General features: G+C 73.4%; 11 protein-coding genes and 1 other RNA gene. 9 read left to right on the forward strand and 3 right to left on the reverse strand.

Annotated elements, in window-relative coordinates; translation table 11 throughout:
• The 7 genes from E1300_RS40840 to E1300_RS40865 all read left to right on the forward strand — a co-directional run.
• The coding region (locus E1300_RS40840; RefSeq protein ID WP_207400242.1) for a Nif3-like dinuclear metal center hexameric protein at nt 1-385 on the forward strand (385 nt) is incomplete at its 5' end.
• Complete coding sequence (locus E1300_RS53030; protein ID WP_242619710.1) at nt 382-1,125, forward strand: zinc ribbon domain-containing protein; 744 nt, start codon at nt 382-384, stop codon at nt 1,123-1,125. The genes E1300_RS40840 and E1300_RS53030, both read left to right, overlap by 4 nt.
• Nucleotides 1,122-2,237 carry a bifunctional RNase H/acid phosphatase gene (locus E1300_RS53035; protein WP_242619711.1) on the forward strand — a complete coding sequence of 372 codons (1,116 nt, stop codon included), beginning with the start codon at nt 1,122-1,124 and terminating at the stop codon, nt 2,235-2,237. Before E1300_RS53030 ends, E1300_RS53035 begins: the two co-directional genes overlap by 4 nt.
• Nucleotides 2,238-2,279: 42 nt before the next feature.
• Nucleotides 2,280-2,669: RNase P RNA component class A (rnpB, locus tag E1300_RS40850), an RNA gene on the forward strand.
• Between the two features lie 190 nt (nt 2,670-2,859).
• A complete protein-coding gene (locus tag E1300_RS40855; protein ID WP_131762655.1) occupies nt 2,860-3,138 on the forward strand; it encodes a hypothetical protein in 279 nt (92 codons plus the stop codon).
• 197 nt (nt 3,139-3,335) lie between these two features.
• The gene (locus tag E1300_RS40860; RefSeq protein WP_165503221.1) at nt 3,336-4,103 is read left to right on the forward strand and encodes a C39 family peptidase; all 768 of its coding nucleotides are present in this window, start codon (nt 3,336-3,338) and stop codon (nt 4,101-4,103) included.
• 92 nt (nt 4,104-4,195) lie between these two features.
• A complete protein-coding gene (locus E1300_RS40865; RefSeq protein ID WP_242619712.1) occupies nt 4,196-4,402 on the forward strand; it encodes a hypothetical protein in 207 nt (68 codons plus the stop codon).
• Between the two features lie 46 nt (nt 4,403-4,448).
• Here the strand turns inward: E1300_RS40865 and E1300_RS40870 are convergent, their stop codons facing one another.
• From E1300_RS40870 to E1300_RS40880, 3 genes are all read right to left on the reverse strand, one after another.
• Nucleotides 4,449-6,734, reverse strand: a complete 2,286-nt coding sequence (locus E1300_RS40870) for a SulP family inorganic anion transporter (RefSeq protein ID WP_242619713.1) — start codon at nt 6,732-6,734, stop codon at nt 4,449-4,451.
• A gap of 599 nt (nt 6,735-7,333) precedes the next feature.
• Nucleotides 7,334-9,328: a hypothetical protein gene (locus E1300_RS40875; protein WP_131762658.1), complete on the reverse strand. Its 1,995-nt coding sequence runs from the start codon at nt 9,326-9,328 to the stop codon at nt 7,334-7,336.
• Between the two features lie 276 nt (nt 9,329-9,604).
• On the reverse strand, nt 9,605-10,183 hold the full coding sequence (locus tag E1300_RS40880; protein WP_242619714.1) for a YbhB/YbcL family Raf kinase inhibitor-like protein: 579 nt from the start codon (nt 10,181-10,183) through the stop codon (nt 9,605-9,607).
• 377 nt (nt 10,184-10,560) lie between these two features.
• Between E1300_RS40880 and E1300_RS40885 the strand changes: the two genes are divergently transcribed.
• Together E1300_RS40885 and E1300_RS40890 are read left to right on the forward strand one after the other, a co-directional pair.
• The gene (locus E1300_RS40885; RefSeq protein WP_131762659.1) at nt 10,561-11,934 is read left to right on the forward strand and encodes an NAD(P)/FAD-dependent oxidoreductase; all 1,374 of its coding nucleotides are present in this window, start codon (nt 10,561-10,563) and stop codon (nt 11,932-11,934) included.
• A 116-nt stretch (nt 11,935-12,050) separates the two neighbouring features.
• Nucleotides 12,051-12,397 (forward strand): AfsR/SARP family transcriptional regulator (locus E1300_RS40890; protein WP_207400244.1); only part of this gene is annotated, 347 nt, incomplete at its 3' end.

Below are 12,397 nucleotides of genomic sequence, written 5' to 3' on the forward strand. Positions count from 1 at the left end.
GGTCCCGCTGCGCGAGTTCACCGCCCGCGCGGCCGCCGGGCTCCCGTCCACCGCGTGGGGCGTCCGCGCCGCGGGCGACCCCGACCGTCCCGTCCGCACCGTGGCGGTGTGCGGCGGCGCCGGCGACTCCCTGCTCGACACCGCGCGCGAGGCCGGCGTCGACGCGTACCTCACCGCCGACCTGCGGCACCACCCCGCGTCGGAGTTCGCCGAGCACGGCGGGCCCGCGCTGGTGGACGCCGCGCACTGGGCGACCGAATGGCCCTGGCTCGCGGACGCGGAGCGGCGTCTCGCCGGGTCCTCACCGGAAGCGGGCACGTTGGAGACCCGGGTGTCCACGCTCGTCACCGACGCGTGGCGCCTGCATGACGAAGGAGCAAAGTGAAAGCCGCACCGCAAGCCCAGCTTCGCCTGATCGACCTGCAGGACCTCGACAGCTCGCTGGACCGGCTGGCCCACCGCCGCCGCACGCTGCCCGAGCTGGCCGCGATCGAGCGGCTGGAGGCGCGGCTGACCGAGCTGCGGGACGCGATCGTGGCGGCCGAGACCGAGGTCGGCGACCTCGAACGCGAGCAGCGGAAGGCCGAGCAGGACGTCGACCAGGTCCGCGCCCGCGCCGACCGCGACCAGAAGCGGCTCGACTCCGGCCAGGTCACCTCCGCCAAGGACCTCAGCGGCCTCCAGGCGGAGATCGAGTCGCTGAACCGCCGCCAGGCCGACCTGGAGGAGGTCGTCCTGGAGATCATGGAACGCACCGAGGAGGCGGAGCGCACGGTCGCCGCGCTGCGCGGCGACCGGGAGTCCGTGCAGGCGGAGCTCGCCGAGCTCGTCCAGCGCCGCGACGCGGCCCAGCAGGAGATCGACGAGGAGTCCGGGACGACCAGCGCCGCCCGCACCGCCGTCGCCAAGGACGTCCCCGAGGACCTGCTCGCCCTCTACGAGAAGCTGCGCGGCCAGTTCGGCGGCGTCGGGGCGGCCAAGCTCTACCGCGGCTCCTGCCAGGGCTGCCACCTGGCCCTCAACACCGTCGACCTGAACCGCATCCGCGCCGCCGCCGAGGACGAGGTCGTCCGCTGCGAGGAGTGCCGCCGCATCCTCGTCCGCACCCCCGAGTCCGGGCTGTGACGGCGCGCCGCCTGATCGTCGAGGCGGACGGCGGCTCCCGCGGCAACCCCGGCCCCGCCGGCTACGGCGCGCTCGTCCGCGACGCGGTCACCGGGGAGGTGCTGGCCGAGGTCGCCGAGGCGATCGGGCTCGCCACCAACAACGTGGCCGAGTACCGGGGCCTGATCGCCGGGCTCACGGCCGCCGCCGCGATCGACCCGTCCGCGCGCGTCGAGGTCCGGATGGACTCCAAGCTCGTCGTCGAGCAGATGTCCGGCCGCTGGAAGATCAAGCATCCGGACATGATCCCGCTGGCCCTCCAGGCCCGGGAGGCGGCGTCCGGCCTCGGCTCGGTCACCTACGGCTGGATCCCCCGCAACCGCAACGCGCACGCCGACCGGCTCGCCAACGAGGCCATGGACGCCGCCGCCCGCGGCGAGACCTGGGTCCGCGCGGTCGAGGAGCCGGACGGCGAGGACCCCGACCCCGTCCCGCCCGCCCCGGTCCGCGCCGCCACCACGTCCCGGACGACCACCCTGCTCCTGCGCCACGGCGAGACGCCCCTCTCCGCCGAGAAGCGCTTCGCCGGCCGGAACGACGTCCCGCTCACCCCCGCCGGCCTGGCCCAGGCCCGCGCCGCCGCCCTCGCCCTCAAGGACCGCGGCCTCGACGCGATCGTCACGTCCCCGCTGTCGCGCTGCCGCGACACCGCCGCCGAGATCGCCGCCGTCACGGGCCTGGACGTCCGCGTCGAGGACGGCTTCCGCGAGACCGACTTCGGCGAGTGGGAGGGCCTCACGTTCGCCGAGGCCGGCGACCGCGCCCCCGCCGCGCTGAAGGAGTGGCTCGCCGACCCCGAGGCGGCGCCGCCCGGCGGGGAGAGCTTCGCGAGCGTCTCCCGCCGCGTCCGCACGGCCCTGGACAAGCTCAAGGTCCGCTACCGCGACCAGACCGTCCTGGTGGTCTCCCACGTCACGCCGATCAAGCTTCTCGTCCGGGACGCCCTCGGCGCCCCCATGGCGTCCATCTACCGGATGCACCTGGACGTGGCGTCGCTGTCGTCCGTCGACTGGTACGCCGACGGCCCGGCGACCCTCCGCGCCTTCAACGACGTCCACCACCTCGACCGCTGATCCGGGGCCCCGCGCGACCGGTTACCCTTGTGGCACGGCGGACGAGCCGGCCGGGCGGCCGCGTCGGGGAGCGATCCCCGTCGAGGAAAGTCCGGGCTCCACAGGGCGAGGTGGTCGGTAACGCCGACCCGGGGCGACCCGCGGGACAGTGCCACAGAAAGCAGACCGCCACCGGTCCGCCGGTGGTAAGGGTGAAACGGTGAGGTAAGAGCTCACCAGCGCCCACGGTGACGTGGGCGGCTCGGTAAACCCCACCTGGAGCAAGGTCAAGAAGGGAAGCGGCGCTTCCCGCGCAGGCGTTCGAGGGCGGCCCGCCCGAGCCTGCGGGTAGACCGCTGGAGGCCGCCGGCAACGGCGGTCCGAGATGGATGGCCGCCACCCGCCGCCGCGAGGCGACGGGCACAGAACCCGGCTTACAGGCCGACTCGTCCGCCCTCCCCCCTTCCGCTCCGGAGCGGGGATCGTTATGAACTGGCGCTCCTCCCGGACCGGGGCCTTGGTTCGCGGCTTTCAATCGTCCAGGCTTCTGTGCCATCGTTTCGCGTCCTGATGCGGTCAGGGTGACTTTCTTGTTCATAGGGAAGCGGTCTGTGATGATGAGCATCGAGGAGGGAGGACGAGAATGGTGCTCTCTCCCGACTGTCCCGGGTGCGGGTCGCTCGACACGGACCGGTACTTCTCCAGGCTGATGGACGACCTCACAGCCCCGCTGACCAAGCTGCTTCCCAGGGCCCGTTCCATGTTCTCGGACAATCGGGCCTTCCTGTATGAGTGCAATAACTGCGACAGGAAGTTCATCCTCTGCAGTCAGTGTCATGAGACTCGGCTGGTGAAATCGAAGACCGGCCCCGGAGACTCCAAGAGATGCCACGACTGCGGAAGGAAGGTTTATATCGAGTGAAAAGGCGTCGAGCGCTGGGCTGACGCGTCACGCGAATAGCCGCGGTGTTCACGCAGCGCATGTAGGCGCCCGGAGCGGACCCGCCGGCTGTGCCGTCCCCGCGGATGACTCTCGTGGTTGTTCGGGACTATTGGTATCTTCTGGACATCTCACCTTGCCTGGGGCACCCCGTGCCGCGCGGCGGGAAGGGGTGTCGGGTGCGGACGGTGTGCGGCGGTTCGGCGCTCGCCGTCGCCGTGATGATCGCGGCGAGCGGCTGCGGTGGGCATCGCGCGGCACCGGCGCCCGTCCAGTACGCCGCCCCTCCGGTGCCGCCCCCGGGGGCCGCCCCGTCGCCGTCCTCGACCCCGAGTGCCCGGGCGCCGGGCGCGGTCACGTTGAGGATCAAGGCGCAGTTCCAGGAAGGGCGGCTGTACTGCATCCCCGCGTCGAGCGCGATCAGCCTCGGCACGTTCGGGATCGCGGTCAGGCAGCGCACCCTCGCGAGGAAGATGGACACGCACGCGCCGTTCGGGACGCATGGCGACGACGCCGTCCGGGTGCTGGCCGACTATGTCTCGCCGGGCTACACGGTCACCAACGTGACGGACGTCCAGAACCCGGTGACGCTCATGCGGCGCGTCGTGGACAACGTCGGCGTCCTCCGGCGGGCGCCGCAGATCGCGGTCTGGTGGGAGCGGCTGCCCTGGAACAGGGGCCTCGGCGGCCACTACGGGCATGTCATCGTCGCCTACGGCTACGACGCCCGTGCCGGAACCGTCGAGGTATGGGACCCCTGGGCCGCCACCGGAGGCCGCCACACCCTCTCGGCCAAGGCGCTCGCCAAGGCCGCGCAGTACTGGGGCATGTACTTCTACTCGCGGACGACGTCCCCGAAGGGCCTGCGGGACGTGCGGAGAACCTCGCACCGGGGACGAGTGGCATGGATCTCGGCAGGTTCGGGTCACACGACACAGAGGACCTGATACGGGACGCCTAACGTCCGAGGTAGAGCTGATCGCCTCGGTCGGCGGTGACGCGGGGAACGGTGGCCGAGCCCCGCGGGAAGGGAGCACCGGTGTTCATCATCATGGTCATGGTGCTGGGGCTCATCGGATTGCTGGCTTCACTGGTCTACCTGTGGGACTTCGCGCGCGCGAGCCGGCGCGACGCCCTGTTCCTGCCGGCGTCCGACCGGCGCGCGCGGAGGGCGCGCCGGGTGACGGGCATGTACACCCGCGGCAGCGACTTCGTCCGCGGGGACGACGAGCTCGTCGGGCGCTGAGGGCGCGGGCCGTTCCGGCGGGGGAGCGGCCCGCGCCCTCGACGGCTCAGGTGAGGCTCTTGGCGTCCTTGCCGCCGCCGTCCGGGGCCTCGTCGGGGACGGGGACGAACGTCTCCGCGGCCGGGTCGAGGACGTGGACGGTGGCGGACTCCAGCTCCAGGAACAGGCCCACGAGCTCGATCTCGCCGGCGTCGACCCGCTCCCGGAGCCACGGGTAGGTGCGCAGGTTGTCGAGCTGCTGCATGACGTTGGTCTTGCAGAGCCGGGTCAGCGGCGAGTCGGCCGCGTCCGGGTCCGCCGGGGCGGGGGCGTCGGCGGCCAGGAAGCGGGCGAGGCTGTGGTTGCCGTGCTTGAGCCACCGGGACAGCCCGCGCAGGTGCTCGACCTCGGTGCCGCCGCCGAGGAGCGCGGCCATGGCGCCGCAGTTGGAGTGGCCGCAGACGGAGATCGTCTTGATCCCGAGGACGTTGACGGCGTACTCGACGGTCGCGGCGACGGAGTCGTCGTGGGTGCGCGAGCCGTGCCGCGGGACGAGGTTGCCGACGTTGCGGTTGATGAAGAGGTCCCCGGGCCCGCTGGCGGTGATGATGTTGGGCACCACCCGCGAGTCCACGCAGGTGATGAAGAGGTGCTTCGGCTTCTGCGCCATCGCGAGCTCGGCCATGATCGGCCGGACGAGCGGCGCGGTGCGGCCGTGGTACTCGCGGACGCCCGCGAGCAGCAGGGCGCTCGGGGACACCTCGGGCGCGTCGAGCTCGGCCTCGGCGCGCCGCCGTCGATTCGCCCATGGAGCCCACCAGCGTGCCGGCGGGGGCGTTTTACCCGGTGGAGACATTTCGCCTGTCACCGCTCTTTCATACCAAGTCTCATGAACCTCGTCGATGTCGACCCTGCCACCCTGCCGCTCGTGCGCGAGCCGCCACTGGTGGACGGCGTCGAACGCGGCATGGTCCATGAAGTCGACGTTGAGGTCCAGGTCGACGTCGGCGCCGGACGGGACGTCCCGGAGGAGCCGCGTCACCTTCGGGACCCCGAGGAAGGTCAGTGTCCCCTCCACGACCACGTGCCAGCGGGGCGATATGGGCGCGTCGCCGGGCGCGGGGACGAGCCGCTCGGCGCGGACCGACAGCCGCGTCAGCCGCCGCAGCGCCAGCACCACCATGATCCCGATGCCCAGCAGGACGCCCTCGCCGAGCCCGAGGACGATCACTCCGGCGAGCGTCGCGAAGTAGGCGGGCGCCTCGCGGTGGTGACGAAGGTCACGGACGCGGGCGGTGTCCATCAGCCGGACGCCGAGCACCACGAGCAGCGCCGCGAGGGCCGACAGCGGCACCTGCTCGATGACCGGCCCGCACGACAGCGCGAGCACGAGCACCCAGACGCCGTGCAGGACCGCCGACGCGCGGGTGCAGGCGCCCGCCTCCAGGTTCGCGGTGCTGCGCACGATCACGCCCGCGACCGGCAGGCCGCCCAGCAGGCCGGACACCGCGTTCGCGGCGCCCTGCCCGAGCAGCTCCCGGTCGAGGTCGGCGGGCGGCACGCCCGGCGGGCGGCGGCGGTCGACGGCGACGCTGCACAGCAGCGACTCCACGGCCGCCACGAGCCCGACGGAGACGACGGCGCCCACGATCGCGGCCGGGGACCCGTGCGGCAGGACGGGCGCGCTCCAGCCGGCGAGAAGCGTGCCGGGCAGGTCGACCCGCCGCGCGTGCCAGCCGAGCGACCAGGCGGCCAGGGTGGCGAGCGCGACCGCGGGCAGCGGGGCGGGGACGAGGCGCAGCGCGGCGCCGAGCCGTCCGCGCCCGCGCGGCAGCCGCGACCAACCAGCAAGGGCGAGGACGGTCAGCCCGCCGATCAGCGCCGGATGGGTGTGCGGGTGCAGCACCTGACGGGGCAGCTCCCGCAGGTTGGCCAGCGCGGACTGCTGCGGGCTGCCGCCGAGCAGCACGTGCACCTGCGCGAGGACGAGGACGGCGCCGACCCCGGCGAGCATGCCGTGCACGACGGCGGGCGACACCGCGAGGGCCGTCCGCGCCACCCTGCTGGCGCCGAGGGCGAGCTGGAGCAGCCCGCCGAGCAGCGTGATGGTGCAGGTGGCGCGCCACCCGTAGGTCTGGACGAGCTGCGCCACGATCACGGTCAGCCCGGCCGCGGGCCCGCTGACCTGGAGGGGCGATCCGCCGGCCAGACCGGCCACGACCCCGCCGACGATGGCGGCGACCAGCCCGGCGGCGACCGGCGCCCCCGAGGCGACCGCGATCCCCAGCGACAGCGGGATCGCGACCAGGAAGACGACGAACGATGCGAGCAGGTCCCGCCGCAGAACGGACACGTCGAGTGTCTTAAGGGTCACACACAGTAGACAACCACGATCCCCGCCCAGCCACCCGCACATCCACCGCCGAAAGCCCCGCAACAACCCAACACCAAGCCCACCCCGAACCCCGGCGCCGCCTACCCCCACCGTCACGCGAGGCTCGCCTCAGCGGCGCACGTAGTGACGCTGGCCTATCCCCGGCGTTGCACGAGGCTCGCCTTAGCGGGCCACGTGGTGGCGCCGCCTGCCCCGACGCTGCGCGAGGCCGCCGTGAGCAGTCCACGTACGGCCGCCTGTCCCTGGTGTCGCGCGGTGCGCCTTGAGCGGGCCGCGTAGCGGCGCCGACCTCACCCGGTGTTGCGTGGGGTTTGCCGTGGGCGGGCCGCGTAGTGCGCGGACTGCCGCTGGGGGCGCTTGGGGTCGACCTTCGGGCCGCGTGGTGGCGTCGGTTTTGTGTGGGGTGTGGTGGGGTTGGCGGGTTTTTTTTGTGTGTTGGCGGTCGGGGAGGCGGTGTCTGGTGGCTGGCCTCCCCGTCGCCGAGGGATCGCGACGCTTGCTTCGGGGCGGCCCAGGTCGGGGTGCCAGGCGAGCGGCCTGGGCCGGGCTAGCGGTGTTCAGCGTCGGTAGTCGCGGTGGCTCTGCCAGTCGTCGGGCTGCTGGCGGGAGCCGTAGGGGCCGGTGTCGCCGCTCTGCTGGTTGTTCTGCTGGTAGTCGTCCTGCTGGGAGCCGAAGTAGCCCGGGTTGTAGGCCTGGGTGGAGTTGGGGTCGGCGAACCCGCCGCCCTGGCCGCCCGCGTTCGGGTCGTGGGGTGCGGCGAGCGGGTCGGAGCCGCCGTTGTAGCTGCTGCCGCTGAAGTCGCCGTATCCGCCGGGGCCGCCCTGGCCGCCGTCCGAGCCGGTGCCGAACGAGCCGAAGGAGCCGCGGCCGCCGCCGGTGTTCAGCGGGTCGTCGTAGCGCGGTGCGTCGCCGTAGGCGGGGGACGTCGGGTAGCCGTCGCCCTGCGAGCCGCTCTGGCCGTAGCCGGGCGTGCCCGAGCCGAGCCCGCCGTCGTAGCCGGCGCCGGAGTCGTAGCCGGACGCGGGGCCGCCGGACGCCGGGGCGCCGGACGTGCCGCCCTGCGGCCAGGGGCCGGTGTTGCCGGTGCCCGCGCCGCCTCCGAAGGAGCCGCTGCCGAGCGGGTCGTTCAGCGGGTCGTTGAGCGGGCCGCCGAAGGAGCCGCCGCTCTCTTGGGACGAGCCGCCCGCCGACCGCTGGCGGTCGGTCTGGATGCGCTGGAGCAGCTCGTCCACGGTCGGGAGCTTGTGGTTGTCGGTGTCGGACCCGGAGCCGCCGCCGAGGCCGCCGACCGTGGCCGGGGGCGCCGCCGGAGCGGGCGGAGCGGGCGGGGTCGCCGGGGGCGCGAGGGGGTCGGACGTGCCGGGAAGCCCGGTCGAGTCGCCGTAGCCGCGCATCGGCTCGTCGGGACGGCCGAGGGGCAGACCGAGCGGGTCGGATGCGCCCTGCGGGGTCGGGAAGCCGCCCGAGCCGCCCGAGGGCGGCGGGCCCGCGGCGGCGGCCGGGCGTCCGCCCAGCGGGTCGGAGTTGTAGTCGCCGTAGGACGGCTCAGGGGAGCCGTACTGGGGCTGGTCCGGGACGCCGAAGGGCGACTGGTCGCCGTAGGGCGGCTGGTCCTGGCCGCCGCCGTACGCGGGCTCCTGGCCGCCGTAGGACGGCTGGTCGCCCGGGACGCCGAAAGGCGGCTGGTCGCCGTACGGGGACTGCTCCGCGCCGCCGTAGGACGGCTCCTGCCCGCCGTAGGGGGGCTGCTCGGCCGCGCCGTAGGCGTGCTGGGGCTCCTGGCCGCCGTACACGGGCTGGTCGGGCTGGCCGGGGACGCCGAAGGGCGCCTGCGGGCCGGTGCCGCCCGGCATGGCGAGGTCGGCGGGGATCGGGTCGTGGGCGGTCGAGCCGGGGTCGCCGAAGGGGGCGCCGCCCTGGAAGCCGCCGGGGCCCTGGGGCATCTGCTGCGGACCGGTCCCGGTCGGGGCGCCCATGCCGTTGAGGATCGAGCCGTCCTGGCCGAGCGAGACGGGCTGGGTCAGGTTCGGCGGCTCGGCGGGCTGCTCGGGGCCCGGCTGGGCCTGGGCGTGCAGCGGGTCGGCGGCGGGGTCGGGCTGCTGGCGGTCGCCGCCCTGGTCGTGCTGCCAGGGGAACTTGGGCTTGTCGAAGGTGATCGTCGCCCAGTAGTCGTCGTCCTCCATCTCGTCGGACGCCTGGCCGGCCGGGGCGGGCGGCGGCGGGGCGGACGGGGGGGCGGCGGTGGGCGCGGCGAGCGGCCCGCCGGCGACGCGGCGGTCGTAGGCGGGGTCGGGGGCGCCGGGGCCGTAGGAGGCGTCGTCGTACCCGGTGTCGTAGTCGCCCTCGTAGCCGGTGTCGTAACCGTCCGCGGGGGCGCCCTCCGGCTGGGGCGGCGGGGCGGCGCGGCGGCCGCGCGGCTGCGGTGCCTGCTCGTCGGCCATCCAGTCGTCGTCGTCGCGCCCGGCCCTGCTGGCCCGCAGGCCCAGGGCCACGAGGACGACCACGAGGACGACGACCACAATGAGGCCGAAGACCACGATGTAAGAAGTCATGCCACCACCCAATGCCTTGGCCCGGCGAGGATCGCCAGCGCGGACCGCGGGTCCGTCCCGAATGTCACCAGCGGTCGGTTCCCCACGGGCCTAGCCCGATTGTGTCCGACCGCTATGACCGTTGTCACACCCTTCGCGCACATTTACCCTCACCCGGCGCGTCCCGTCCGGCCCGTCCGGCCGGCGCGGTCCGCGCCTGTCAGCTCCAGCCCCCCGAGGGGTCCGCCCTGACCCTGTGCTCCCAGGCCCCAGCTTCAGGCCGCACGGTCAACGCGCCTACTTGCCGCGGAAGTTCCCGGTGATCCGGCCCCGGCCCACCGTGTGCTTGGCGATCGCGCCGAGCGAGTCCTTCAGCGAGGCGCCGTTCCGGAACGGCGCCGGAGCGTCCAGCGCGTAGATGGTGAACCTGTACCGATGCCGTTCTCCCTTGGGCGGGCAGGGTGGTGCGTAGCCCGCCTTCTTGCTGGTGGTCACGCCCTCGACGGCGTTGTCGAGCCGTGCTCCTTCGACCAGTTCGCCGACCGCTCCGTCGATGCCCGCGATGACCCAGTGGACGTAGGCGCCGTTGGAGGCGTCCGGGTCGTCCACGACGATCGCGAACGACCGCGTACCGGCCGGGGCCCCCGACCACTTCAGCGGCGGGGTCTTGCCCTGTCCGCCAGGGTACGTCGTGCAGCCGTACCTCGTGGGCAAGTCGCGGCCATCGCGAAACACCGGGCTGGTCACCGTGAACCATTCCGACAGCTCGGCGCTCTTGTTCTCGGGCTGGCCGATCAGCCCGCAGCCGCTCAGGGCGCCGGCGAGCGCCAGGGTGCCCGCCGCGGCCACGATCGGACGCCGGTCTCTGCTCATCATCGCTACGCTCCCGCGCGGAATCGTACGCCGCGTCCCGCCGGATTGCCGTCATCCCGGCGTCGCGCGCCCCGCCGGACGCGCCCCCTTCCTCGTCCGCCCCAACCTTAGGGGTTCGGCGGGGGTGGAACGGGCCTTTCGTCCCGGGAGGCGACGGCGCTCCCGGACTGGTCCGCTGTGAGTTGCGTCATGTCTGCTGTGGCGCGTTCCGCCCGAGTATTTGGCAAGTAGTGGCGAAGTTCACACGCGCCGCAACGGTCCACTTTGCCGGACTGGGAAGTTTTCGTGTTCTTTCGTGGTTTTCGATTGGTGCCAGCCCGGCACCATGAGCTAGTTTGTGAATGTCTTCACAAGCCGACCGGAAACATTGGAGGGCCGCAATGGCCAGGACCGCCGAGGGGACCCCTGGCGCTCCCCACATCCTCATCGTGGGTGGCGGCTATGTGGGCATGTACACCGCCCTGCGCCTGCAGAAGAAGCTGAAGGGCGAGCTGAAGCGGGGCGAGGTCAAGGTCACGATCGTCGACCCGAACTCGTACATGACGTACCAGCCGTTCCTTCCCGAGGCCGCCGCGGGCAACATCTCGCCGCGCCACGTCGTCGTGCCGCTCCGCCGGGTGCTGCCGAAGTGCACCGTCCGCAAGGCGCGGGTCACCGAGCTCAACCACGACGAGGGCTGGGCCATCCTCCAGCCGCTGGCCGGACCGCCGGAGCGGCTCTCCTACGACTACCTGGTCATGGCCGCCGGCGCCGTCCCGCGGCTCCTGCCGATCCCCGGCCTGGCCGAGCAGGGCATCAGCCTCAAGACCGTCGGCGAGGCCATCCACCTGCGCAACCACGTGCTGGAGCAGCTGGAGATCGCCGAGTCGACCGACGACGTCGAGGTGCGCCGCAAGGCGCTGACCTTCGTGTTCGTCGGCGGCGGGTTCGCCGGCGTCGAGGCGGTCGCCGAGCTCGAGGACATGACCCGCGACGCCACCAAGTACATGCGCAAGGTCACCCCGCAGGACCTGCGGTTCGTCCTCGTCGAGGCCGCCGACCGCATCCTCCCCGAGGTCGGCCCGGACATGGGCAAGTGGACCGCCGAGCAGCTCCGCGGCCGCGGCATCGACGTCAAGATGAAGACGTTCCTCCAGTCGGCGGTGGACGGGCAGATCGAGCTGTCGGACGGCAGCAGCTTCCCCGCCGGGACGCTCGTGTGGAACGCCGGCGTCAAGCCGTCCCCGGTCGTCCGGCACGGCGACCTGCCGATCGACGAGCGCGGCCGCGTCAAGGGCACCGAGTACCTCACCATCGAGGGCCTCGTCCGGGCGTTCACCGCCGGCGACAACGCCGCGATCCCGGACCTCACCCAGGAGGGCATGTTCTGCCCGCCGAACGCCCAGCACGCGGTCCGGCAGGCCAAGGTGCTCGCCGACAACATCGTCCGCTCGCTGCGCGGCAAGACCCTCAAGCCCTACGTGCACGGCAACCTCGGCGCCGTCGCCGGGCTCGGCCTGCACAAGGGCGTGGCGAACCCGATGGGCTTCAAGCTCAAGGGCTGGCCCGCGTGGTTCTTCCACCGCAGCTACCACGGCGCGATGGTCCCGACCTTCAACCGCAAGATCCGCGTCCTGGCGGACTGGACGCTCGCGCTGTTCCTCAAGCGCGAGACCGTCTCGCTCGCCACCGTCGAGCAGCCGCGCGCCGACTTCGAGCTCGCGGCCCTGGACGACGCCCGGCCGCAGCAGGCCGCCAAGGAGAACGCCGCCTGACGGGCACGCCCGGCGCGCCCGCCGCGCGTCCCTCCCGGAGCCCCGGTGATCCTCGCGATCACCGGGGCTCCGCCGCGTCCGGACGGGAACGGGGCCGGGTGGGGGACAATCGGGGCGTGCGCATCGGGATCCTGGGGCCTCTGGAGGTGCTCGCGGACGGCGCGCCCGTCGAGATCGGGGGCGCGCGGCTGCGAACGCTGCTGACGCTGCTCGCCCTCGACCCGGGCGCGACCGTCCCCGCGGACCGGATCATCGACGCCCTCTGGGAGGACGGCGTCCCGAAGGGCGCCCCCAACGCGCTCCAGTCGCTCGTCTCCCGGCTGCGCACGGCGATCGGCCGCGACGCGATCGAGTCCCGGCCGGGCGCGTACCGGCTCGTCGTGCCGCGCTCCGCCGTCGACGCGCACGACTTCGAGGCGCGCGTTGCGGCGGCGCGCCGCGCCCCCGGCCCGGCCGCGCGGTC

This window comes from Actinomadura fibrosa (genome assembly GCF_900659615.1).
GTDB classification, from domain to species: Bacteria; Actinomycetota; Actinomycetes; order Streptosporangiales; family Streptosporangiaceae; genus Spirillospora; species Spirillospora fibrosa.